Raw genomic sequence first — 25,475 nt, forward strand, 5'->3', positions numbered from 1 at the left:
TAGGTTAGCTCATGCTCACTTTAGTTGTGTATTTAAGTCCACCTGAATCATTGAACTCAATCCGTATGATATGGCTCAGAACTTGCAACTCAAATAACCCGAACTTAATTAAGAACTAACCTTATTTAAGTTTTCATTCATTTTCTTAATTAGTGATACTCCTTATTTAAGTTTTTGGCCATTTTCTTAAATAAGCAGAAGCACATTATCCACACGCTTAAATTTTACGCAAATTTAAATACGTATTATTACTTACTTTTATCTAAGTAATTACGTAGTTTAGACGTTCTTCAGAACTACGTAATAAAACTTAGTATGGAAACAAGTAAGAACGGCAAAGCCAAAAGGATCGAACTTTTCAACCTCAAGTCCATCAACATGCGGGTTTTCCACCTCACATGGATGGCTTTTTTTCTTTGTTTTTTTGGTTGGTTTGGGATTGCTCCCATGCTGGCAATTGTCCGGGAAGATCTCGGCATCACTACCGATCAGATTGTCAATACCAACATGATCGCTGTGGCCTCTACTGTTTTCATGCGACTTATCATAGGTTGGTTATGCGACCGGATAGGCCCTCGAGTTACCTACACCTGGTTGCTAATCCTTGGTTCCATTCCGGTCATTTTGATCGGAATGGTCCAAAATTATGAGCAGTTTCTATTAGCCAGAATGTTTATCGGTGCTATCGGCGCGGGTTTTGTCATCACGCAGTTTCACACTTCGGTGATGTTTGCACCCAACATCGTGGGCACGGCCAATGCTACCACTGCCGGCTGGGGTAATCTTGGTGGCGGAGTGACCCAGCAGGTCATGCCCATCATCTTTGCGGGAGCTCTGGCATATACGGGATCCGAATTTCTCGCCTGGAGACTTTCCATGATAGGCCCAGGCATCATGCTCTTTGTCATGGGGATTGTTTATTACTATTTCACCCAGGACACACCGAAGGGAAACTATAACTACCTGGATACCAAAAAGAAAGAGAAAAAGTCCAAAGATAACATCAGTAAAGTATTAGGAGATTATAAGGTTTGGTTACTGTTTATCATCTATGGTGCCTGCTTTGGAGTAGAACTCATTGTCAACTCCAAGGCAGCACTATACTTTATCGATTACTTCGATATGGACATCAAAACAGCCGGTCTTATTGCAGGACTGTTTGGGCTGATGAACTTATTCGCCCGTTCGCTCGGTGGCTTTTTTGGCGACCGATTTGGTAAAACCGGCGGACTCAATGGACGGGTTCGATGGCTTTTTATCACCTTGTTTGTAGAAAGTCTTGCACTGATACTCTTTTCCAGAATGGGTACCATTCCACTGATCATTGCCTCGCTGCTACTATTCAGTCTATTTGTACAAATGAGTGAAGGTGCCACCTACAGTGTCGTCCCTTTTGTCAACAAAAAAGCACTGGGTATGGTGTCCGGAATTGTAGGTGCTGGTGGAAATGCCGGCGCAGTGGCTGGTATGCTACTGTTCAAAAAGAATCTGACTGGACTGGAATGGACCGACTCATTCTTTGTGCTTGGCTTCATTGTGATGGCCGTATCATTTTCCACTTTCCTTATCCGGTTTTCTAAAAAAGCAGAAGTCATAGCTCGCAAGGAAAGCCGAAAAGAAGAAGAACTTATCCAGTTACAGCCTGAACTCGCAACCGCCACTTCATAAAAACCGACCTGATCTATGCCACAAAAATGGAGTGAACCATACAAGACTGTTTGTAGCTACTGCGGAGTAGGATGCGGCATCAAAGTGCGCAAAAGCAACAAAGGACGCCTCCAGCTGGAAGGCGACGCGGACTATCCCGTCAACAAAGGGATGCTATGCTCCAAAGGCATGAATCTGCACTACACAGCCATGGATCAAAGTGACCGACTACTCAAGCCACAAATGCGCTGGAGCCGTCGGCATCCAATGCAAGAAATCAGCTGGGATACGGCCATCGAACGAGCTGCAGCCGTATTCAAAACATTTATTCGTGAGCATGGCCCGGACAGTGTGGGGTTGTACGTCTCGGGCCAGTGCCTCACTGAAGAGTACTACCTGGCCAATAAACTGGTCAAAGGATTCCTCGGCACCAACAACATTGATACTAACAGCCGACTGTGCATGAGCTCAGCAGTGGTAGGTTATAAAGAAACCGTAGGTGATGACGCCGTTCCGATTTCCTATGAAGACATAGAACTTTCAGACACCATTTTGATTGCTGGTGCGAACCCGGCATGGTGCCACCCGATTCTTTTCAGAAGAATAGAAAAGCACAAAGCAGAAAATCCAGACGTAAAAATCATTGTAGTCGATCCAAGGGTTACGGATAGCTGTGCTTTAGCTGACATTCACCTACAGGTGCAGCCGGGCACCGACATGATGCTCTTTCACGCCATTGGTCGCTACCTGATTGATCATGGCCTGGTAGACGATGAGTTTGTCAGTAATCATACCAACGGGTTTGAAGCGTATGTCAAAGAAGTGCGCTCCAGGTCGCTTAAAGAATATGCGGCAATTTGTCAGGTCTCTGTGGAAGATATCATCCACACGGCACGCCTGATCGGACAGTCCAAAGGCTTCATCACCATGTGGGCGATGGGATTGAATCAAAGCACCGCGGGAGTCAACCAAAACCTGGCACTCATCGACCTTAATCTAATCACAGGCAAAATTGGGAAGCCCGGTTCAGGCCCTTTTTCCCTAACAGGCCAACCCAATGCCATGGGTGGACGTGAGGTAGGAGGCCTCTCCAATCTACTGGCAGCACATAAAAATCTGGCCAACCCACAGCATCGTCAGGAAGTTGCGGACTTCTGGGGAGTAGAATCCATTCAGGAAAAACCTGGTCTCACCGCTACCGAAATGTACGAAGCACTTAAGACCGGAAAGATGAAAGCCGTCTGGATCATTTGCACCAATCCTTCTGTGAGCATGCCCAATGCGCGACTGGTAGATGAAGCTTTGAAGGCCGCCAAATTCGTGATCGTACAGGACATTTCTAAAAAGAGTGACACAGCCAAATATGCCGACTTGATTCTACCGGCTGCCGGTTGGCTGGAGAAGGAAGGCACCATGACCAACTCAGAACGACGGGTTACCTATTTGCCCAAAGTCATCGATGCTCCCGGAGAAGCACTACCCGATTCTGAGATCATCATGCGCTTTGCCAGAGCCATGGGATATCATGGATTTGATTTTAAAGACGCATCCGATATTTACGATGAGTATGCTCGCATGACGAAGGGTACACCGATCGATGTGTCGGGTCTTTCTTATGAAAAACTTAAAATGCACCGATCTATCCAGTGGCCGGTGCCCGAAACGGATCATGAAGGCACTCCACGGCTCTTTGAAAACGGAAAATTTCTCACTGCTGATCAACGCGCCAACATACACACAGCAGGCCCCGAGCTCCAGCACGAACCAACCAACCCGGACTTTCCACTGATCCTCACCACCGGTCGTGTGCGAGATCAGTGGCACACGATGACCCGAACAGGGAAAGTAGCCAAACTGAACAAACACACTGACCGGCCATTTCTGGAAATTCATCCCTCAGATGCAGCGGTAAGAGGGATCAGGGATGGAGCCCCGGTGAAAATAAAAAACGCGCGTGGCGAGGTTCAGGTAGCTGCGAAAATCACCGAGAGCATCAAGAAAGGAGTCGTATTTCTACCCATGCACTGGGGTAAAAAACTCAACCACGACCTCAATCGGGCAAACAATCTGACCAGTGAGGCAGTAGACCCGAAATCCAAACAACCTGGATTTAAGTTTTCTGCTGTTGAGGTAGAACTATACCAGCCCGCTAAAAAGAAAATTGTGGTGGTCGGAGCAGGCGCTGCGGCCTATCGGTTCGTAAATACCTATCGGGAATTCAATCAAACAGATGAAATCCATGTTTTCTCCAAAGAGCAGTGGCCATTTTACAATCGCGTGCTGCTGCCCGACTATGTCAACGAAACGAAGGAATGGGAAGACCTGGTGAAGTACACGGAAGAGGAACTTCGCCAACTGAATCTGACGATGCATCCGTCCAATCCCATTGAATCGATCAATAGAGCATCCAAAACAGTCACCGACAGCCAAAATGAAACGCATAGCTATGATACACTCATTGTGGCAACAGGTAGTCGTGCGTTTGTGCCACCAAATGCGCCAATGAACCTACCTGGTGTTTTCACCATGCGTGATCGGACCAATGCTGACGATTTGAAAGAGAATATTTGTCCAGGGAGCCATGTATTGATTATTGGGGGTGGCTTGCTCGGTCTGGAATTGGCAGCTGCACTCACCGAAATACAGGTGCATAGCACCATCATCCAGCTCGGTTCGCGTCTGATGGAACGCCAACTGGACCCGGTGGCCAGTGCGATGCTCAGAGAATATGTAGAAGACCTGGGCGTGCGTGTTTATACCAATGATGAGGTTACCAGCATTTCGGAAAATCAGGAAAAGCTCCTGGATGTCACGCTAAAAAGTGGACATGAAGTAACGGCCAATGCGGTAGTATATGCCATAGGGACCCGACCTAACATAAAAATTCTATCGGATAGTGGGATTACTTGTGGTAGAGGCGTCAAGGTCAATGACTACCTACAGACTAGCGATCCAGACATCTTTGCTCTTGGTGAAATAGCCGAGCATCGCCAAAAAATGATTGGGATAACCGCTGCAGCAGAACAGCAAGCCGACATCTGTGCCCGATACCTAGCTGGTGATCCATCACAGTTCTATACAGGCACCACGCCGATGAACATTCTCAAATTCCCAAGTCTGGATCTGTGCTCAGTGGGATTGGCAGAGATCCCAGTGAATGGCAAAGGATACAGTGAAATCACCTTTTTGGACCGGGAGGCGCTCTTCTATAAGAAGTGCATCATACACCATGACAAGCTGGTGGGAACCATCCTCCTCGGTGATAAAACGGAATTTGCCGAATACAAGGAATTGATTGATAGCGGGACTGAACTTTCAGACAAACGCATGCAATTGCTGCGATCGGGACAGGCACCGGCAGCAGCCAGGGGTAAGCTGGTTTGCTCCTGCAACAATGTGGGAGAAGGAAATTTGACAGAAGCCATTTCCGCCGGACATGAAAACCTCAATTCACTCTGTCAGGCAACTGGGGCAGGATTGGGCTGTGGAAGTTGCAAATCAGAAGTAAAACGCCTGATCGACCGATCCATACAACCAGTGAGTTCATGATATATTTGTTTAGATGATGCAGGTAAAAGACTTAGTTCGTGTTTTTGTGAAAGGGGGAATCATCTCTCCCGGAGACTTTCTGAAGGTGCTTCTGATCGCTGAAAAATTAGGTGCACAAAACATTCATTTTGGCTCCCGTCAGGATATCTTGTTTGCCGCTAAAGAAAAGAGCAAAGCCATCCTCGATGAAACCTTTCAGTCGATTAAGACAGAATACGAAATCAACACATTTGAGTACCAAAACATTCTGAGCAGCTACGTGGCACTGGACATATTGCCAGGTAAAAAGTGGCTTGCATCACATATCTATCATTACATTCTCAATGCTTTCGACTACCGTACGAAACTGCGGATCAATGTAGTGGATCCTTCCCAGGCGTTGGTTCCTTTATTTACCGGACAGGTAAACTTTATTGCTTCAAGTCAGGAAAACTACTGGTATGTTTACTTGCGCTTCAAGCGCATTCAGAATGCCCCATGGCAAATGCCACTTTTAGTCTACACGGAGGATTTGGTAAAAATCGCAAAAGCCTTAGAGGACAATGACATCACTGAAAATGACTGGGACTACAAGGCCATTTTTGAGTTCCTGACCGAAAATGTCAACATGAATACCCAGCCTGTAACCGAAAATCTGATCTTGCCGGAAACGCACTTTCCCTATTATGAAGGAATCCACCGACAGGCTGATGAAAAATACTGGCTTGGGCTTTACTGGCGCAATAATCAATACAAAATCACCACACTTAAGGCCATCATCGAGCGATGCATTGAGACGGAGGTGGGAAAAGTGACGCTGACACCATGGAAGTCTTTTGTGATCAAAGGCATTTTAGAAAAAGATCGACTCGGCTGGGAGAAACTGATGGGTAAGTTTGGCATGAACCTGAGGCACTCCGCTTTGGAGCTGAACTGGCACCTGCCAGCGCTAGATCAGGAGGCATTGGACTTAAAGTTCTATCTGGTGCGGGAACTGGACAAACAGGACATCAGCACCTATGGACTGACATTTACCATCAAGAGTTCGACAGATATTACCTTGTTCACCTCAGTGGTCATTGAAAAAGCAGAGGGAGAGAACATGTACAACCTCCTCTATAGCAAAAACTTCAATCCCAACCTCAATGAGTATCGCTATTACGCAAAGGACGTCCACAAAACAGTTCTGGCTCCATTGATAGTGGAACTGAGCCTGGTCTATTATGAAAGCCTAAACGAAGAAACTCAGGAGTCTCCTAAAGTCAAATCCATCCGGGACAACATCGAAAAGGAGCTTTATCAATGCATACACTGCCAGACTGTTTATGATGCCGAATATGGAGACCCTGAAGCCGCAGTAGCTCCAGGAACTACTTTCAATGAACTCCCGGGAGATTATGTCTGTCCCACCTGTGGAGGCAAGAAGGATGGTTTTCAGAAATTGAGCATTGCTTAACCGAGATCCTCTGGAGTATTCACATTCTTAAGCTCTGATGAATCTTCCGGAGAGATCTTTTTCACTTTACAATCATCCAAAATACGCTGCAAACCATACAAACCCATTTCCACCTGATCCAGTACTTTTCGGAATGACGTTGGTTGGTAAATAGTGATTGTCGTCTCCGGATAGTCAATATTCTCTTTTTGATAGGTGATGATGTCATGAGCATCATCCATAGCATCCAACAACTTCTGAATGGTGCCTTTGGTCACATTCACCAAATCACAAGCCACAACCAACCAAGGCTCTTGCGGACGGTGATTAATGGCCGCTACCAATCCACCTATTGGACCAATGGCATTATACTGATCTACCAGCTTGTAGTGGCTTTCGGGTAAACTTCGATATTGCTCAATGTTACATGAGACACATACGTCCAACCCCATTTCGGCAAGCAAGTTATACAAGTGATGGTATTGCGCTCTACCGTTAACTTCCAGCAGATGTTTCTCCACACCCATACGCTCGCTTTTGCCTCCTATTAGCATCAATGCTTTCATAATCTTTAATATACAGGTTTTTTTGCCATCAATCCCAATGCCACTCCATTAGACCATCCAAACCCGTCCTGTGTGGGGTACTCTCCGCCACCAGCTGTGAGCGTGGTGTCTACCACATTGTACTTTTCCATCATTTTGCCGGTATTGGTATACACCTTTTTGTTGACGGAAAGCCAGCGCTCGGCAATATCCGTGGCAAGCTCTGCATTGTCATAGTGCTCCATACCTTTGATTCCGATCCATTGCAGCGGAGCCCAGCCATTTGGATAATCCCACTGCTGTCCCGATTCAATAGTAGTAGTAACCAGTCCTCCAGGCATCAGTAGATGTTCCTCAATGTAACTCATCGTTTGAATCCCCTGTTCCTCTGTGGCAATACGGAAATAAAGTGGATATGCTGTAGCCATGGTAACCTGATCTTCTAACCTATCTTCTGTCCACACATAATCAGTAAACGCTCCCTGGCCTTCATTCCAAAAGACCTGCTGTAGTGCTTCCTGACGGTCGGCTGCTTTTGCGGCAAACTCAGTGGCCTTATCCATGTCTCCTGTATGAGCATACATCCTGGTGAGAATGATCTCTACACCATGCAGCAGGCAGTTTAGATCGACGGGAAGTATCTCCGTAGTGCGAATAGTAGCAAACTTATCCTTGTCTTCAAACCATCGGGTACTGTAGTCCCAGCCAGATTCTGCTCCGGCTCTCAGGTTTCTGTACAGCTGACTCTTTTCATCCGCACTAAGTCCTTCTGCTAATTCAAAATCTTCCTTGTGGGATTCTGGACGAGGGAAATCCAGAAAGTCATAGTATCTGTTGAGGATAAGCGTGTCGCCTAAAAGAACTGTTCTATTCACCGCTTGGTTAGTAGCATTGAGTTGGTCTGCGCCTTTCATCCAGAATTCATACTCTTTCTCAATCATCGGTAAGTACCGCACGGCATCATCCAAACTGGTGAGCTGAGCATATAGATTGACCATATGTGCAAAATAGGGCGGTTGACTTCTACCCAGGTAGTAGCTGCGGTTTCCATTAGGGATGAACCCAACTGAATCAATCAGGTAGGCAAAATTATCCACCATCAGTTTCACCAGGTCATCACGTCCAGACACTCCCAAGCCGATCATGGTGAAGTAGCTGTCCCAGTAATAAATCTCACGGAAACGACCACCTGGCACTACGTATTTGCCTGGCAGTGCTATCAGGGTGGAAGTCCCAGAAGTGTCACTGGCCTCACGCGTTAGGTTGACCCACATGTTGTCCAGGTGCTCTTCGAAAAACTCATTTTCTTCAACAGACTTTACTTTTGGGGCGATAGGTTCGTCAAAATTTGCCTTGACGAAACCGGCCAGATCAAAGTCAGGACTATTCTTTACCTGCTCGTATTCAGCGGCTATTTCATAGGGGTTTTTCCTGGGTGTGCAGTCTACAAAAGTCTTAGAGTCTGGAAATACCCCGGCGATTTGCACATCGTGAAACAAAGGACCCAAGGACTCCCAGGGCTCATAGAAACCTTCCTGCTCTGGTACCTCCTTCGATTTTGTACAAGAAAAAAATAGCAGTACCATGAGGCCTGCTATTTTGAGTAAGTTCGATGATTTCATGGGTTATTAGTTAGTTGCTATTGCCTGATTCTTTCTGGTTTGAACGTTGCTCACTACCCAATCCCCCACTTTTTCTCCTTGTTCTACACCGTTTTTGATTGCCATCATGTAATGGATTCCTCCATATAAGCGACTGATGGCAGCCTCTTCGCTAGCCTGCAAAAATGAATCAAACTCCCTGGTGGGCAGTCCATATTCATTTTCTGTGGTATCTGTAAATGCAAAATTATCACCTAAATAATCTGTCAGTGTCACAGCCGCAGCTCTGGAAATCACACTATGTCCGCTGGTATACTCTGGAAAAGGTGGCGTCTGCAATAGTGGCACCCATTCTTCATCCATGTACTGATTGATCAAGGTCTCTGGACGCACCACAATGCTTCTCCACTTCTCGTCCCAGCAGCTAATAAATCCATCAAACAACGCGATGGATGTGCGCGTATAAGCCTCCACAGTTTCCGAAAAATCACTTCCTGCCGTTCTGGTAGCAATCGCCACAATCCCAATCCAGTGACCTCCCGGGGTTATCTTCTTAGTTGCAAACATGGCGTGTCCTCTATGGTGAGACACATACGGATTGCAATCCCAAAATTTTGCTATAGCCCGTTTGCCATCGTCCAGTCCTCCACCTTCTTCATATACCTGCACCAACTGCTTATAGAACTCGCTGTTCTCTTCCATGGTCAACTCCAGTGGAGGTGGCGGAGGAAACTGATTGGCAGAATCCAGGACCATCGGGCGAATCTTCATCCAGTGAGGCTCTATCCCTTCCATATAATCCGGTGGGGTCGGCTTCCAGAGAAACTTTTCATTTTGTACCGTGTACTTCGGAAACGTCCTGGTTTGCTTGTAATTATCCTTATCTGCCCAGGCCAATACATGGTCGGCTACCAGCTCTCCATAAGCAATGGAGTTTTCCTTCACCTCTTCTGGAAGTCCACTTTCTTCCAGTCTGGTATACAATGCATTTCGATACTCCTCTATCTTGTCCTCTGAAAAGATCAAGGTCTGCCCAATTTTCATAAAGGCATGAAGACTAGCCAGGTTTGGCTCAATCCGTTGGCCAGCTGGTGGTGCTGGTGGAGTGGCAAAGCCTGTCAGCTGACCACCCAGTGAAACCAGGGTATCTGGTTTGAAAGCTGCTTGAATCTCAAATGCAGCAATGTTTGGGTAAACATAAACGCGACTAGCAACAGGTGGTGAAAAAATGTCGTAAACGATTACATCTGTCAATTGCTTAATTGTTCGCTGATAGGTCTCGGGATCATTCAAAATCGCCTTATGAGCGGTATTTTCCTTACATCCCCAAAAAGCAATTGCCACCAGTGCAATTAAAAAATACTTCTTCATACATTCTCCTTGTTAGATGATTTTCGGGTAAAGTTAACCAACCACAGGAACAAATGTCAATCTCAATAAATTCCTAAAAAATACCTCTTTTGTGCAATTAGATTACCCCTTTTCTGGTATTTACATTGGTAAGAACCCGTCATACCTTTACCCTATCAATTAAACTTTTAGCATCATGTTAGTCACTATTATAGGATTCATTCTTTTAGGAACTATTTCGCTTCTAGACAAATATTGGTTGAGTACGCATTCATAAGCTATCCCATATATCACGAAAAGCCATCGGCTGGTCACCTCTTCATACTAATTAGCATTTTGTTTCGACCGGTCCGATGGCTTTTGTTATTCCTAACTATGGAATTAAGCTTATTCTTTATCTAAAAATGGATATCGATAATTTCTTGGAGGCACAAACGTCTCCTTAATTGTCCGAGCACTCACCCATCTCAACAAGTTCATACCAGCCCCGGCTTTATCATTGGTTCCTGAGCCTCTTGCTCCACCAAAAGGCTGCTGACCAACTACAGCCCCTGTAGGCTTATCGTTGATGTAAAAATTCCCAGCCGCATTTCTAAGTTTCCTTGCCGCAAGCTCTACTGCCTCACGATCTTTGGAGAAGACCGCCCCGGTCAGCGCATAAGGTGAGGTTTCGTCCACCATTTGAAGTGTTGCCTCAAAATCCTTTGGCTCATATACATAGATGGTCAACACCGGACCAAAGATCTCTTCACACATGGTAGTATACTTGGGATCTTTTGCCAAAAGAACTGTCGGCTCAATAAAATATCCAACAGAATCGTCATAATCACCACCGAACAGCACTTCTACGTCGCTATCCTTCTTGGCTTGCTCTATGTAAGCCGTGATTTTATCGAACGCCTTTTTATCAATGACCGCATTCACGAAATTGGAAAAGTCTTCAGGGCTACCCATGCTGATCTCTTTGAGTGCTGCTTCCATATGATTCTTCACATCTTTCCAGATATTGGAAGGAATGTATGCTCTGGAGGCGGCACTACACTTTTGCCCCTGGAATTCAAAAGCTCCTCGAATAAGACCTGTGGCTACTTCCTGTGGATTAGCAGACTCATGCGCTACCACAAAGTCTTTACCGCCAGTTTCCCCTACGATTCTCGGATAAGCTTTGTACAGGTCTATGTTTTGGCCGATGGTTTTCCAGAGATGTTTGAAAACACCGGTACTTCCAGTAAAATGCAGGCCCGCAAAATCCGGATGTTTGAACACTACATCCCCAGCTACTGGACCATCTACGTAAATCAAGTTGATCACACCATCAGGCAAACCAGCTTCCTGAAATACTTCCATAATGACCTGTGCTGAATAGATCTGCGTATAATTTGGTTTCCAAACCACCGTATTACCCATTAGGGCTGGAGCTGCAGGTAAATTACCGGCAATAGCTGTGAAGTTGAATGGAGTGATTGCAAATACAAATCCTTCGAGCGGACGGTATTCCATGCGGTTCCAAACGCCTGGAGACGACTCTGGCTGATCCATGTAGATATCCTGCATGTAGGATGCATTGAACCTTAGAAAGTCAATAAGCTCACAAGCCGCATCTATCTCTGCCTGGAAGGCATTTTTGGACTGAGCGAGCATGGTAGCGGCGTTAATCTTTGCCCGGTATGGACCAGCGATCAGGTCTGCAGCTTTCAAAAAAATACTTGCTCTGTGCTCCCAGGCCATGTCTTCCCAGGCTTGCTTCGCATTCATAGCGGCATCAATGGCCTGCCGCACATGAGATGCATCTCCTTCATGAAAATGTCCCAACAAGTGTTGGTGATCATATGGAGGAGACATGGGTATTTTGTTTCCTGTGCGTACTTCCTTACCACCAATGTACATCGGGATGTCCTTCTCCTCTTTGCGAGCTTCAGCAACCGCCGCCTTCAGAGCTTTTCTTTCTGATGTACCCGGTGCATAGGTCAACACCGGCTCATTGGATGGTGCCGGAATATAGTAATTTCCTTTAGGCATATTTTTCGTCGTTTATTTGTTTCTACTAGGCCAACAAAACTAAAAAAGCCATGGTTCTTTTTCAGAGCAAAGTCATTAATTCTGACAGACTTTTGATCTCCAGCTCACATTCAGACTTGATCCGACCGGTGGGATTGTAGAGCACAGGTGTGATTCCTGCATTGGTTGCTCCCTGAATATCCGTCTTAGGATTGTCACCAATCATCAATACCGATTCTTTGGGAATGCCTAGTACCTGCAATGCATATTCAAATATTTCGGGGTTGGGTTTTTTCACACCGATAGTCTCAGAGGTAAACACATGATCAAAGTAACCATGGAGCCCGCAGGCTTTTAACTTGACCTCCTGCACGTCATCAAAACCATTCGTAATGATGCTCATCGGATATTTCTTCTTCAGGTAATCCAGGGTCATTTTGGTTCCTGGCATCACTCCTGGTTGTCTGGGGCAATTGGTTAGAAAATAATCGCTCATCTCCAGTGCTCGGGAATGATCAGCCCCACCGCAATTACTCAATACCATTTTGAATCGATCATTGCGAATCACTTCTTTGGTGATCCTACCCTGGTTGTAATCGTGCCAAAGACCGTCATTAGTTTTGAAATAGATCTCCAGGAAGCGATCAGGACCATGTTTGATCTGGCTGTTCAGTTCAAACTCATGATACAGTGCCGTTAATACTTTACGGGCGTTGGTATCATAGTCCCATAATGTATGATCCAGATCGAAGAATAAGTATGAAAATTGTTTCAAGATCGATATCCTTTTGCAGCCAGCTTATTGGCAGCTAGTTCTCGATTGGAGTTCATGACATTACAGATTTGTTGATCTTTTTGGAGTTGTACATCCTTATTGAGAAACTCAAAAATCTGAGCTACCATATCATACACCTCATCTTTGATGCTATAAAAGATCCACTGATCCTTCTTGGTGGCGTTGACCAACCCAGAATTCTTTAGATAAGTGATATGGCGTGAAGTTTTTGTCTGGGTATAGTCCAGAATAGCTTCCAGGTCTGATACCGCTAACTCATCATTTTTGTATAATAAATGTATGATCCGTACCCTTGACTCATCGCCGAAGGATTTGAAGATTTGAGTTCCATAGGTTAAACTAAAGTTCTTAAGACGCATAGTTCCAAATTGGCTAGTCCTTTTTCGTGATTACCTTTGATCTTAATACAGACGTTAAAAAACGTTAGGAGGTCTAATTTATGAAAACTTTTTACGTTTATTGCGTCTTATTGTAATACAGGAGCAATATCATCTTGATTAGAACAATACTATATATAAGTCTTATCCTTTTTGGACTAGCTGCCAATGCGCAGGAATTTACAACCTCCAATGGCAAGCGAATCGTCCAGCTCACTGGAGTTATTTTCACCCCTGATAGTTCGTCGGTGATTCCCGGTGTACACGTCTACGTGCCCAAGGCAGGTCGTGGTACCACCACCAATCCCTATGGCTATTTTTCTATGCCAGTACTAGAAGGAGATAGCGTGATTTTCAGTTCTGTTGGCTTCAAAAGGCAGTATTACATCGTGCCGGAGCACAAGGACGACAACAGCCTGAAACTAATATTCACGATGGAAGAAGACGTCACTTTACTTAGTGAAGTGGAGGTATTTCCCTATCCAACCGAAGAGATGTTCAAAGCGGCCATTCTGTCCATGGAGCTACCCAATCAAAGAAACTACAACAACCTGAACGAATGGATCAGCGCGGACTATATGAAAAGTTCGTACATGCCCATGACTCCTGATGTGGCCAAACGCAAATACTATGAACAAATGCAAGGCCGTCAGTATCAGGATAATTACATGCTGCCTGCCAATAACCTCCTTAACCCCTATTCATGGGCTAGTTTCATTAGAAGTCTGAAAAAGAAATAAAAAAACCCTGACAGTGGTATCAGGGTTTTCTGGTATTTATCTCGTGTGCCGGGGGATTTAAGACCCTTGCAGTTTCTCTGCTGTGGCAATTACCTCATTCCACACTCTAAAGGTATTCTTGTAGCAGATTTTCTCGATATCCTCTTCAGTATATCCTCTTTTCAACAACTCAGCAATGACATTCGGGTACATAGACACATCTTTAAGTCCTACAGGAAGGCTGTTACCTACACCGTCAAAGTCCGAACCGAACCCTACATAGTCAATACCAGCCAGCTCTACCACCCTGTCGATGTGATCTGCCACGATCGGCACGTCAGCAAATACGTTGTTGTCCGCAGCAAACTTTTCAGCGTAAGCCTGATAAGCTGAATCTCTTCTAGACAGTCCGGTTTCTGCCCGGTAGTTGGTCATTACTGAATCCATCAAGTCAAACTTATCTCTAGACGCTTTAGACAAAAATGTGGAGCCAAAATTGATGTGAATAACACCGCCATCAGCTGCCAAATCCTTGATCATCTGATCAGACATATTTCTCTGGAAACCAGGAGTGAAGTGTCTGCATGAGGAGTGAGAGGCAATCACCGGTGCTTCGCTCAGTCGAATGGCGTCATAGAACGCACTGTCTGTCACGTGTGAGATATCGACCATGATACCGTACTTATTCATCTCAGCGATTACCTTTTCACCAAATGGGCTGACACCATTCCAGGTATAGGTGGTATCGTAAGAAGAGTCACTGATCTGGTTGTCTTTTGAGTGAGTCAAAGTAATGTATCGGATACCTCGCTCAAAAAAGTATTTTACATTGGCCAGATCGTCTTCAATAGGAGCACCGTTTTCCATCCCCATAGGAAGAGAAATCAGCCCCTTCTCGAAATTGGCCTTGATTTCATCTGGTGTGTTGGCAGGCGCAAATTTATCTGGAAAGGTGGTAGTCACATCCATAGTCATGGTGATCAATGAATCTGCAAACTCCTTAGCACCTCCATCAAAATAATATGACGAAGGAATATAGATGGACATAAATGGAGCATCCAGGCCTCCCGCCTTTGCTTTAGGATAATCGAAATTTCCTTCGGTCTCAATAGAAACATCTTCCACCTGCTTCTTCAGCATGAATCCTTTAACCTCCATTCGATAAGGTAGATCTACGTGACCGTCCACGATGATAAACTTGTCTGCCAGTTCCTTGGCGTATGCATTGAGTTCATCCTCGGTCATGGTGGAGACATCCTTTTTTTCTTTGGGAGTCTCCTTCGGTGTGGTACAGGCCACAAGCAAAGCAAGGGCCAGGCAAAAACTTAACGTTTTGTACATAATGATATGGTTACTGATTTTGGTTATTGTTCTATTTTAAGATCAAAAGTGATCAAGCGCTCCTTTCTCTTGTCCCCTACAATACTAGTGATGTGCATCAAGGCAAGTTTACTCCCTTTGGCGGCATCCAATTTCAGAGCGATTACCGCCCCTTGGTACAGGCCAGTCACTACACTGCTAGAAGTCCCTTCAAAAAAATCGGCCATTTGTGCGGCTGTGACAATCTCGTCAAACTTCACCGCACCAGTATCCAGCTCAATCATTCGAGTACTGTTGATCTCTAGAAAAGGCCAGGAAAAATTAACATTGTGATTCCAGATGCTATCTGCATTCACATCATTGGGTGAGTGAAGCAAATAGCCCGCTGCTGCATCATAGGCAAAAATGATGTCTACCCCTTTCTGATTATCTGTATTGCTTTTCACATTGATCGGAAAGTAGAGCGTGTCCGAGGATACATCGTATAAATTGCCGTAGGTCAGCTGATTATACGGTGATGCCACCTTACCCTGCCTTTGAACAATTGGAGATTCATTTACCTGAAGGCTAAAAACCTCCTCATCCTTGACTCCAAGTGTGTCGGTGAGAACAAAGGAGAAAGTGATCGTCTTTCCAGCCATGGTAAAGTCTACCGGAAACTGAAAAGTGGACATGATATAACTGGTGGTGATTGTATCTGGCTCGAAGATATCAATTGTTGTGGAAGCGTCATCGACAGTGTATTCAGCACGAAAAGAGCTAATACCTGCTGGAGCAGTCATGCTCGCATTGAACCTGACCACTGTATTGAGATCTACTGTCAACTCCCCAGGATTATCCAGACTATCTACCAAGACTGTTAGAGTTGGGTCTTCCGGAATTGGGTCTTCACTGGATCCCTCATCTTTTTTACACCCAGTGATCAGCAAGAAAATGACCAGCAGACTGGCCAGAAAGGAACTGGTAGTATTCATTGACTGAAGTTTAAGGAATTAAAAGTACATACAGTGGAGGGGAAATAAAAAAAGTGACTTATTGATATACAACTGATAATCACTAGATTTAAGTATCAGATAACCAACCTCAGCTATGAAAATGAGTTTTGACAAGTCTTCGATTACCAAAGGTATTCTTTACCTAGTTTTTATTGCAATTATCCAAAAGGCAAATGCACAAAATGATGGAGTAGGAATCGGCACCACCACCATTGAACCTGATGCAATCCTACAAGTGGAAGCCGAAGACAAAGGAATGCTTATTCCGAGAGTAACTACAACGGCAAGAACTTCACTTATTAACCCTTCTTCCCCAGGACTAATAGTTTATGATTCTGATATTAGGGCTTTTTATTATTACGACGGAAACAGCTGGATTAGACTGATTGCCTCTCCTTCAAAACTTGATCTGGACCTTAACTCTCAAAAGATTGTCAACTTAGCTAGTGGCACGAGCTCTTCGGATGCTGTCAATAAAGGACAGCTTGACACAAAACTCAATTTATCCGGTGGCACCATGACGGGCGATATTAATATGAACGGAAATTCCATCCTGAATAGCCCAGCAAGTGGTTCTCTAACTGGATCATTTCCAAGTCCGACCATTGCAGCAAATAGCATTGGTGCAAATCAATTGGTATCAGGATCAGTGGGGACCTCAGAACTTCAAACCGATGCAGTGACTACTGCAAAGGTTGCTGATCTAGCAATAACCAGTGCTAAAATCGCCAACGGAAGCATAGATGCAACTAAGGTATCAAAAGAGAGGAATGGAGGTGTTTTGACTACTGATTACGTCGTTGTATCAGGGTTAACAAATGGCTGGAACAATACCTCTATTTTTCAGGAACCCGGATTGATGGGAGTCTTTCAGACCAATACCACTCCAAATCGACCCCCTGGAACAGATTCCAACAGTAATATGCTCTCAATAGTTTATCAGGTAACTTCTTCAATTAGATATCAAGTGGTATTCGTTCTGGATAATGGAAATTTATATACTAGAGTGTATAACGGAAGCTGGGGTGGATGGCAGTAACAATTCAATAAAAAATCCCACCCAAATCGAGTTTGGGTGGGGTTTCAAATTTTCTTGTGAGAATATTTTACTCTTGAATTTTAACAAGGATAGTGATCGTTCTGTCAGCACCAGCAGTTCCGCCAGTAGATACCACTTTCACAAGTCCTTTCTTAGAGCTTCTTCCTTCTGCTAGTTCGAAAGCAAATACAGCATCCGTTGCTAGCTGATTCACTTTAGTCGATGAAGCGGAAACGTCTCCATAAGCATCTAATAAAGCGGACTCATTGCTGATCGCATCAAATTCTTCAGGACTCAACGCTGTAGTGACAAATCTAGTTTCGTTTCTTGTTTCAATGATACTTGCACCAAGTGCGTCATCAGTTCCATCAATAGCAGATGAGAAAGCTGTGTTAGCATCAGCATCATCAACTGCTGAAATTGTGTATCCATTCGTATTTCCATAGAAGAAAAGGAAATCCGTACTTGCAGAGTTCTCATCTCTGAAGCTAGCATAACCGTAAGTCATATTGTCGACTGCATTATAGAAACTTTCCTCATCTGGATTCAATTGACCTCCAAGTAAAGTTTGCTCGTGTGTTACAATAGGGTTATAAGTAACTTCGAAAGTCCATGAGGCTGTGCCTAACTGATCCTGTTTATCAACTACTTCAAAATCAATTGTTACAGTCTTGCCTCCTAGTTCTTCAGAAAGAGCAGAAGAAAAAATGAAGTTGAAACCACCACTAACATCGGTATCAGTGTAACCTATGTCTGTAGGACCTTGGAATACTTTTGTTTGCACTGACTCATCGGCAGAATCTTTGTTAACTGTTACTTGGTAATTGAATCCACTTAACTCACCAGGAGTTGCGAAAGTAACAGCCACTGCTACTGAATCACCAACTTCAAAGGAAGTTTGAGATGATAATTCGCCAGAAAGAGTAAGTGAAGGCAAATCCGGTAGTGGTTCTTCTGTGTCATCATCACCACAGCTGGCTAGAAATGTCATTGACGCTACGGCCAATAAGATAAATGAGCTTTTAAGTAAATTTTTCATTTGTTTCGATTTTTGATTGATTATTAGTTTTAGACGATTTCGTATGTATTCAGCGCAAAATAAACACACCTTTCATTAAATTCTTCTAAAAAAATCTTAGAAAAACTAAATTTGATAAGAATAACGTTTTGTCAACAACGCAGGGTGCAAATAGTTTGATACACCTGCTTGACACCTTTTTTTTAAAAAGGGTTGGAATCACGTGGATTATTGATAAATTGATCTCTTAATTGCCAGAAAGTATTAATTTTCATATTTTAATGGTTGTTTTCGACTCAGTACGGTCTCTTGAAAAAGAGATATTGTATTTTCGTAGAATTATATCATTTTTGTAAACGGAGTATAACCGCTTAATCTAACAGAAAAAACTGCTATGACCGATCCAATTTCACCTAGTTTGCTCGAAGCCTGGAATACTTATGGGCAATACTTAGCTTATGCAATCGCCGGTGTTGGGGTGCTGATCTTAATAGGTCATTACCTAAAACTCCTGACAACCTCAGACTACAAATCACGATACGATTATATCAACATGCATGAAATCAACCTGCTGTGGTACGGTTTTGTGTTGATCATGATTGGTGCAGCTCTGTATGTCAATACATTCCACGACAAAACAACCTGGCTGTGGTTCTTTGTATGGGTGTTCGTGAGCATCATGGTGGCAATGATTGTGGGCGTAATTGTTCAAAACGTTCTCAAATTCTACTACCCATTCTTCATCGAAAAAAGATTGAAGAAACTAAGATATACACCACGTGTATCTCCTGAAGGTCGCAAAATGAAGCTTCTCAGTGAAGAAGAAGAAGATGTGTACCTCGATGAAGGGATGCAGGCAGAGGAAGATGCCTTCTCAGTGGATTACGATGTGTGGATCGACGAAGTGTCAGGTTACACCAAAATCGAGAAGTACAATGGTCGTCTTCACGCACTTCAGTGCCCTGAGTGTAACTACCAGACATTGAAAGTGGATAAGGAAGAAGTGGTTCAGGAAGCTACTGAAACCGAAGAAGGCGAATTGATGAAGTACTTCACTTGCGGGTATTGTGGACATAAGGAAAGAAAGTCCTTCAACATCGCTCGACTTAGAAGTCAAGAACCAGTCTGAGGAAGCAAAAAAGATATTTAAAAGCCTCTCCCTCTGAGAGGCTTTTTTTATGCCTAGAGTTTGATACAGATGTTTTGAGGCTCAGTAAAGAAGCGCAAAGCCTCCTCTCCACCTTCCCTTCCTACACCTGATGCTTTCATCCCACCAAATGGTGTTCGTAAGTCACGGAGCATCCAGCAATTGACCCAAATAATCCCGCTTTGGATCTGATGAGCTACCCGATGCGCACACTTGAGATCATTGGTCCAGATAACAGCGGCCAAACCATACACTGTAGAGTTGGCCTTGGCAATGGCATCTGCTTCATCTCGAAATGGAACCAATGTCACTACAGGACCGAAAACCTCTTCCTGGTTGATGGCGCAATATTCGTCCATTCCTTCAATGACCGTCGGTTCAAAATAATAACCCTTACGCTCAATTTTCTCACCTCCTGTTAAAATAGTAGCACCTTGCTTTTTGGCTTGATCTACATGATTTTTTACTTTTTGCAAGTGCTCGCGTGAAACCAAAGGACCCATATCTACAGTGGTGTTGGGGTCACCTACTTTGAGCTTTTGCACCTTGCTGACAAAGGCTTCCTTAAACTCATTATAGATGGATTCTTGCACAAAAATACGAGAGCCACAGAGGCAAATCTCCCCCTGATTGGTGAACGCACTCCGCACGCTCGTAGCCACCGCCTCTTCAAATTCACAATCATCGAAAACGAGCACCGGGTTTTTTCCTCCAAGCTCTAACGAGACCTTTTTGAACTGCTCTGCAGCAGATCTGGCGATGACCTTTCCGGTGGATGTACCTCCAGTGAAGGAGATTGCTTTGATGTCTGCATGGTCAACGAGCATCTGGCCAATACCAGCTCCACGTCCATGAAGTATATTCAGCACACCGGCGGGAATACCTGCCTCTTGTACCAGCTCACCAAGTAAATGAGCTGTATATGGAGTCACCTCTGATGGTTTAGCAATAACACAATTGCCAGTTGCCAACGCAGGAGCAATCTTCCAGGTGAGCAAGTACAGTGGCAGGTTCCATGGAGAGATACACCCCACCACACCCAGTGGAGCTCTGCGGGTGTAATTGACCGCCTGACCTTCCATGATGTGCGCACTGGTGCCATCATTTACTATAGCTGCGGCAAAAAACCGAAAATTAGCAGCTGCACGAGGGATATCCACCTTTCTGGCCAGACTAACCGGTTTGCCATTGTCCTGACTCTCAGCAGCAGCCAGCTGATCCAGATTGGCTTCTATCAAATCTGCAAGCTTCATCAGGTGTTTCGAACGTTCTCCAATAGGCAATTGACTCCACATTGGAAACGCTGCATTCGCAGCATTGACGGCAGCATGCAAGTCCTCTTGAGAAGAATCTGGAATCTGTGCGTAGACTTCACCTATGCTAGGGTTGTAATTGTCCAGATAGTTGCCATGTGCAGGATCGCACAATTCACCTCCAATGAAATTTTTAAGCGTGATCATAATGAACCTGTTCTTCCTCCATCCACTGGGATACTTACCCCGGTGATATAAGCAGCTCGGCTAGAGGCCAAAAAAGCAGCCAGATCTCCCAACTCCTCAGGACGACCAAACCTTCCGGCAGGTATGGTATTCATCATACTTTGCGCTGATTCCTCTTTGGTGACTCCCTTTTTCTTGGCCCCATTTTCAATGATGGCATCCAGGCGAGTGGTACTCACTGCACCAGGCAATATATTATTAACGGTGATGCCATAGGCTGCCACTTCATTGGATAATGTTTTAGCCCAGGAAGCCATCGCTCCTCGCGTGGTATTGCTTACTCCCAAACCATGAATAGGAATTTTTACACTGGTAGAAATAACGTTGATAAATCTCCCATAATTCTGCTGCTTCATATGGGGAAGAACCGTTTGCATGATCTGGTGACTCACAAAAAGGTGCATTTCCAAAGCCTTCTGAAATTCTTCTAAACCAGCTTCCACAATTGGTCCTGGAGGTGGCCCACCGGTATTGTTGACCACTATCTCCATTGGATCTTTTTTTAGGTAGCCCAAGAGTCTCTGGATATCCTCTGGTTGGCTCATATCCACAGCCAGATATTGATGACCTTGCCCGGATAGTTCTCCCAGATGATTGGCAAGTTCCTCTGCATTTCGTGCCACGATGGTCAAACGTGCTCCTTCATTTGACAAACTTTTGGCTATGGCACCTCCAATACCTTTGGAACCACCGCAAACCAATGCATGCCTACCTTCTAATTGTAAATCCATATCCTTAAGGTCAATTCGTTCTGGCGCCTGCCTTTGCAACACGCTCTTCGTTGTTTATTTTACATCACTAAAGTAATTCATTTAAAAAACAACATAACATGAGTATCAGCAGACCTTTCAATCTTCAGGAATGGATTGAGAACAACCGGGATTTACTAAAGCCACCAGTGGGAAATAAGAATTTATACGCAGATGCTGGTGATTACATTGTGATGATTGTAGGTGGTCCTAACGCAAGAAAAGATTACCACTACAATGAAACCGAAGAACTTTTCTATCAACTGGAAGGAGATATCAATGTGCGAATCCAGGAAGATGGTGAGGCTGTGGATATTCCCATACGAGCCGGGGAGATGTTTTTACTGCCAGCCAAAGTGCCTCACTCTCCAATGCGCTCCGCTGGTTCCGTCGGGTTAGTGGTGGAAAGAAAAAGACCAAATATGCAAGACGGCCTGCTATGGTTTTGCGATAATTGCAACCATAAATTACACGAAACCTATTTCCAGCTTTCCAATATTGAAAAGGACTTCTTACCCCGATTCAAAGAGTTTTACAATTCAGAGGAATTGAGAACCTGCGACAACTGTGGGCAAGTGATGGAAACAGACTCAAGATTTACCGATTAAATGAACTACGAAAACACCCCAACTTTTGCTGCAGCACAAGATCAAATAGACCCATTAAATACGTTTAGATCACAGTTTCACATTCCAAAGCGCAATGGTGAAGACTGCATTTATTTCTGCGGCAACTCACTTGGCTTACAGCCCAAACTAACCGAGCAGTACATACAGCAGGAACTAGACAACTGGAAAGCGAATGGTGTAGAAGGTCATTTTAGTGAGGATCGTCCGTGGGTCAACTATCACGATCTATCCAAAGCTTCACTCAGCAGACTGACTGGTGGCAAAGAGCACGAGGTGGTGTGCATGAACAACCTGACCACCAATTTGCACCTGTTGCTTGCCTCGTTCTACCAACCAAAAGGCAAACGGGTAAAGCTCATGATAGAAGGTGGTGCTTTCCCATCTGATCACTATGCTGCAGAGAGTCATATGAAGCGCATGGGTGTAGATCCCAAAGAGCACCTGATTACGCTCAAACCAGCCAAAGGAGCGATTTTTAGCACCCAAGAAATCGAGGATGCTGTCAGACAATATGGTGAGGAGCTAGCACTCGTCTTGTTTCCTGGGGTGCAGTATTATACTGGCCAGTTTTTTGACATGAAGGCCATTGCTAAAGCTGCACATGAGGTAGGCGCCTATGCGGGTTTTGATCTGGCACATGCTGTGGGAAATTTACCGCTTACCTTGCATGATGATGACGTAGATTTTGCGACGTGGTGTAGTTACAAGTATGTAAACTCAGGACCTGGTGGAATGTCTGGTATTTTTGTGCATGAGCGACACAGCAATGACCCTGACTTCCCCAAGCTCACAGGTTGGTGGGGCCATGATCGCAAAACCCGGTTTAAAATGGACAACCATTTTGTGCCAAACCAAGGAGTAGACGCATGGATGCTCAGCAATCAAAACATTATTTCCTCAGCTGCCCATCTAGCGTCATTGGCTGTATTTGATCAAACATCCATGCAGGAATTAAGGGCGAAGAGCATCAATTTGACAGGCTATTTGGAGCATCTCCTACTCACAGACCCCATCATAGCAGAGCACATAGATATTCTCACCCCATCGAACCCAGCAGAACGTGGCTGTCAGTTATCCGTTTTTATTGATCAAAATGGAAAAGCGATATTCGATGGGCTGATAGAAGCCGGAGTGATCCTGGACTGGCGCGAGCCAAATGTAATTCGGGTAGCTCCAACACCACTATACAATTCTTTCACAGATGTTTGGAACTTCTGTGACATTTTTAAGAAACTCATCCAACAACATGCCTCAAAATGAGATCTCCGTACTTGGTGCCGGCCTGGTCGGCTCCTTACTTGGTTCACTTATCAAAGAAAAAGGGTTTTCTGTTGATGTATACGAGATGCGCACAGACCCAAGATCCAGCGAGGTAAAGGGTGGGAGATCTATCAACCTGGCGCTCAGTCATAGAGGAATACGCGCACTGCAACTTGCCGGAGTATATGATCAAATAAAGAATGAACTGATCCCTATGAAGGGCCGCCGCATGCATGACCTGAATGGGGAACTCTACACTCAGCCATATGGCAAAGAGCATGAGTTTATCAATTCTGTTTCCAGAAATGGCCTCAATCAGCTGCTCATTAGTCATGCGGAAAATCGTGGTGTAAATTTTCATTTTGATCACAAGTGTACCGACATCAATCTGGATGAAACTATTATCTCATTTACCAACGGCAAATCGGTCCATTCTAAAGTACTCTTAGGGTCGGATGGTGCTTATTCCATGCTCAGGCAAAAAATGGAGCACAAGGATCGGTTTAACTTCCAACAGCACTACATAGAGCATGGGTACAAAGAGCTCCGAATGGAGCCCAGGAACGGAACTTTTGCCATGGAGCCTAACTTCCTGCATATCTGGCCAAGAGGTAATTTCATGCTGATCGCTTTGCCCAATCCAGACTGTAGCTTCACCTGCACATTGTTTTTCCCATTTGAAGGCCATCTTTCTTTTGAATCACTACGGGAACCAAATAAAGTTGAAGGTTTCTTCAAGCATTACTTTCCAGATGTCATCGACTTAATACCTGATTACCTGGAGCAATTCCAACAAAACGCTACCTCTTCATTGGTCACGATCAGGACCAGCCCCTGGTGCTACAACAATTCAATGTTAATAGGTGACGCAGGACATGCCATCGTACCATTTTATGGACAGGGAATGAATGCAGGTTTTGAAGATTGCAGACTGTTTATGGAATGGGGCGAAAAACTTGGTTTTGATTGGGACAAGTTACTGGTGTTTTTTTCACAGCACCGAAAAGCAGATGCAGACGCTATAGCAGATCTGGCACTCAATAACTTTATAGAAATGCGTGATCATGTGGCAGACGAGCGATTCTTGAATATCAAAAAGGTAGAAGCTCGCCTACAAAAGGCATATCCAGATATTTGGCTACCACTTTATAGTATGGTCACATTCAGTGATATGCCGTACAGTCAGGCTTATAAAATTGGAAAACTCCAAAAAGAGGTCATGAATACATTGGAAGAGGGATTTGATCCCGATCGAGTGGAACTTCAGCCCTTGATTGACCGATTCAATAATCTAATGCAAGACGCTCACTAAGGACGTGAATGGTTTCCTGCTCTACTTCTGAAATCCCATCTGCCGCATTAGCAAAAAGATACATGGACTCCAATACGAATTCCTTATCAGCCTTATTATTGCCGATATGATTCTTCAAGGCATTTAAGAATTTCTTTTGCCACTTTTCAATGTTATCCAGCAAGTAGCGAAACTCAGTCCGAAAAGATTGCTCCAATTGCTCCATTTCCTGGTCGTTCATGCCATCGCCATACTCCAGGGCAAGTCCCTTGGCGAGACGCAGCACTCCGTCCCATTCTTCCTTATCCAGTACTCCATCACACATACACACGATTAACGAAGGATATAGATTGAGCATGTAGAGAAATTGATCCAATGTGATTTCCACATTGCGCGTCTTTTTGTATTCCTCTAAAAGTTGTTCGGCTTGTGATTTCATTAACTTTTCGGCGTGTATCATGGGCGACTGATTAAATATACAAAAGCAATTACTAATTGCAGCTATGGAGTTACCCTCAGGCACTATCAAATA

Annotated in this window: 21 protein-coding genes; 9 read left to right on the forward strand and 12 right to left on the reverse strand. The window is 44.5% G+C overall.

All coding sequences use genetic code 11. The features are described 5' to 3' along the window. Positions 1–315: 315 nt before the first annotated feature. The 3 genes from ACO067_RS09780 to ACO067_RS09790 are packed head-to-tail and all read left to right on the forward strand — an operon-like array spanning position 316 to position 6,631. Entirely contained in the window at positions 316–1,668 is a 1,353-nt protein-coding gene (locus ACO067_RS09780; RefSeq protein WP_421873527.1) for an MFS transporter, read from the forward strand. Between the two features lie 15 nt (positions 1,669–1,683). Further along, positions 1,684–5,196 (forward strand): molybdopterin-dependent oxidoreductase, encoded by a 3,513-nt coding sequence (locus tag ACO067_RS09785; protein ID WP_421873530.1) that lies wholly within the window; start codon positions 1,684–1,686, stop codon positions 5,194–5,196. Between the two features lie 13 nt (positions 5,197–5,209). Continuing rightward, on the forward strand, positions 5,210–6,631 hold the full coding sequence (locus ACO067_RS09790) for a rubredoxin (RefSeq protein WP_421873532.1): 1,422 nt from the start codon (positions 5,210–5,212) through the stop codon (positions 6,629–6,631). Here ACO067_RS09790 and mobA read toward each other — a convergent pair. The 6 genes from mobA to ACO067_RS09820 all read right to left on the reverse strand — a co-directional run bounded on the left by mobA (position 6,628) and on the right by ACO067_RS09820 (position 13,259). Next, on the reverse strand, positions 6,628–7,176 hold the full coding sequence (gene mobA, locus ACO067_RS09795; RefSeq protein ID WP_421873534.1) for a molybdenum cofactor guanylyltransferase: 549 nt from the start codon (positions 7,174–7,176) through the stop codon (positions 6,628–6,630). The two genes, ACO067_RS09790 and mobA, sit on opposite strands and share 4 nt — an antisense overlap. A 5-nt stretch (positions 7,177–7,181) precedes the next feature. Continuing rightward, complete coding sequence (treF, locus tag ACO067_RS09800) at positions 7,182–8,777, reverse strand: alpha,alpha-trehalase TreF (protein WP_421873536.1); 1,596 nt, start codon at positions 8,775–8,777, stop codon at positions 7,182–7,184. Positions 8,778–8,783: 6 nt separating this feature from the next. Next, positions 8,784–10,127 (reverse strand): vanadium-dependent haloperoxidase, encoded by a 1,344-nt coding sequence (locus tag ACO067_RS09805; RefSeq protein ID WP_421873538.1) that lies wholly within the window; start codon positions 10,125–10,127, stop codon positions 8,784–8,786. Between the two features lie 366 nt (positions 10,128–10,493). Beyond that, on the reverse strand, positions 10,494–12,125 hold the full coding sequence (gene pruA / locus ACO067_RS09810; RefSeq protein ID WP_421873540.1) for an L-glutamate gamma-semialdehyde dehydrogenase: 1,632 nt from the start codon (positions 12,123–12,125) through the stop codon (positions 10,494–10,496). Between the two features lie 61 nt (positions 12,126–12,186). Next, positions 12,187–12,879 carry a YjjG family noncanonical pyrimidine nucleotidase gene (locus ACO067_RS09815; RefSeq protein ID WP_421873541.1) on the reverse strand — a complete coding sequence of 231 codons (693 nt, stop codon included), beginning with the start codon at positions 12,877–12,879 and terminating at the stop codon, positions 12,187–12,189. Next, a complete protein-coding gene (locus ACO067_RS09820) occupies positions 12,876–13,259 on the reverse strand; it encodes an ArsR/SmtB family transcription factor (RefSeq protein WP_421873545.1) in 384 nt (127 codons plus the stop codon). The genes ACO067_RS09815 and ACO067_RS09820 overlap by 4 nt, the downstream gene beginning before the upstream one ends. Before the next feature lie 134 nt (positions 13,260–13,393). Between ACO067_RS09820 and ACO067_RS09825 the strand changes: the two genes are divergently transcribed. Beyond that, the gene (locus tag ACO067_RS09825) at positions 13,394–14,017 is read left to right on the forward strand and encodes a carboxypeptidase-like regulatory domain-containing protein (protein ID WP_421873547.1); all 624 of its coding nucleotides are present in this window, start codon (positions 13,394–13,396) and stop codon (positions 14,015–14,017) included. Positions 14,018–14,074: 57 nt separating this feature from the next. Here the strand turns inward: ACO067_RS09825 and ACO067_RS09830 are convergent, their stop codons facing one another. Both ACO067_RS09830 and ACO067_RS09835 read right to left on the reverse strand, forming a co-directional pair. Then, the gene (locus ACO067_RS09830) at positions 14,075–15,337 is read right to left on the reverse strand and encodes a dipeptidase (RefSeq protein WP_421873549.1); all 1,263 of its coding nucleotides are present in this window, start codon (positions 15,335–15,337) and stop codon (positions 14,075–14,077) included. 23 nt (positions 15,338–15,360) lie between these two features. Beyond that, on the reverse strand, positions 15,361–16,290 hold the full coding sequence (locus tag ACO067_RS09835; protein WP_421873550.1) for a hypothetical protein: 930 nt from the start codon (positions 16,288–16,290) through the stop codon (positions 15,361–15,363). A 115-nt stretch (positions 16,291–16,405) separates the two neighbouring features. Between ACO067_RS09835 and ACO067_RS09840 the strand changes: the two genes are divergently transcribed. After that, on the forward strand, positions 16,406–17,350 hold the full coding sequence (locus ACO067_RS09840; RefSeq protein ID WP_421873552.1) for a pyocin knob domain-containing protein: 945 nt from the start codon (positions 16,406–16,408) through the stop codon (positions 17,348–17,350). A 67-nt stretch (positions 17,351–17,417) separates the two neighbouring features. Here ACO067_RS09840 and ACO067_RS09845 read toward each other — a convergent pair whose 3' ends face one another. Further along, positions 17,418–18,389 (reverse strand): hypothetical protein, encoded by a 972-nt coding sequence (locus tag ACO067_RS09845; protein ID WP_421873554.1) that lies wholly within the window; start codon positions 18,387–18,389, stop codon positions 17,418–17,420. Positions 18,390–18,762: 373 nt separating this feature from the next. Here ACO067_RS09845 and ACO067_RS09850 point away from each other — a divergent pair, with 373 nt between their 5' ends. After that, positions 18,763–19,497: a hypothetical protein gene (locus tag ACO067_RS09850; RefSeq protein WP_421873556.1), complete on the forward strand. Its 735-nt coding sequence runs from the start codon at positions 18,763–18,765 to the stop codon at positions 19,495–19,497. A 53-nt stretch (positions 19,498–19,550) separates the two neighbouring features. On the opposite strand, the gene ACO067_RS09855 is transcribed toward ACO067_RS09850, so the two are convergent. Both ACO067_RS09855 and ACO067_RS09860 read right to left on the reverse strand, forming a co-directional pair. Further along, positions 19,551–20,975 carry an aldehyde dehydrogenase gene (locus ACO067_RS09855; protein WP_421873558.1) on the reverse strand — a complete coding sequence of 475 codons (1,425 nt, stop codon included), beginning with the start codon at positions 20,973–20,975 and terminating at the stop codon, positions 19,551–19,553. Beyond that, complete coding sequence (locus tag ACO067_RS09860) at positions 20,972–21,745, reverse strand: SDR family oxidoreductase (protein ID WP_421873560.1); 774 nt, start codon at positions 21,743–21,745, stop codon at positions 20,972–20,974. Before ACO067_RS09860 ends, ACO067_RS09855 begins: the two co-directional genes overlap by 4 nt. A gap of 98 nt (positions 21,746–21,843) precedes the next feature. On the opposite strand from ACO067_RS09860, the gene ACO067_RS09865 reads away from it, so the two are divergent. The 3 genes from ACO067_RS09865 to ACO067_RS09875 are packed head-to-tail and all read left to right on the forward strand — an operon-like array spanning position 21,844 to position 24,964. Beyond that, positions 21,844–22,371 (forward strand): 3-hydroxyanthranilate 3,4-dioxygenase, encoded by a 528-nt coding sequence (locus ACO067_RS09865; protein ID WP_421873562.1) that lies wholly within the window; start codon positions 21,844–21,846, stop codon positions 22,369–22,371. Next, positions 22,372–23,652 (forward strand): kynureninase, encoded by a 1,281-nt coding sequence (gene kynU / locus ACO067_RS09870; RefSeq protein ID WP_421873564.1) that lies wholly within the window; start codon positions 22,372–22,374, stop codon positions 23,650–23,652. Beyond that, complete coding sequence (locus ACO067_RS09875) at positions 23,594–24,964, forward strand: FAD-dependent oxidoreductase (RefSeq protein WP_421873566.1); 1,371 nt, start codon at positions 23,594–23,596, stop codon at positions 24,962–24,964. Before kynU ends, ACO067_RS09875 begins: the two co-directional genes overlap by 59 nt. Here the strand turns inward: ACO067_RS09875 and ACO067_RS09880 are convergent. Beyond that, a complete protein-coding gene (locus ACO067_RS09880; RefSeq protein WP_421873568.1) occupies positions 24,936–25,403 on the reverse strand; it encodes a hypothetical protein in 468 nt (155 codons plus the stop codon). The two genes, ACO067_RS09875 and ACO067_RS09880, sit on opposite strands and share 29 nt — an antisense overlap. Positions 25,404–25,475: the final 72 nt, after the last annotated feature.

The organism is Marinoscillum sp., from assembly GCF_965229915.1.
In the GTDB taxonomy this organism is placed as follows: Bacteria; Bacteroidota; Bacteroidia; order Cytophagales; family Cyclobacteriaceae; genus Marinoscillum.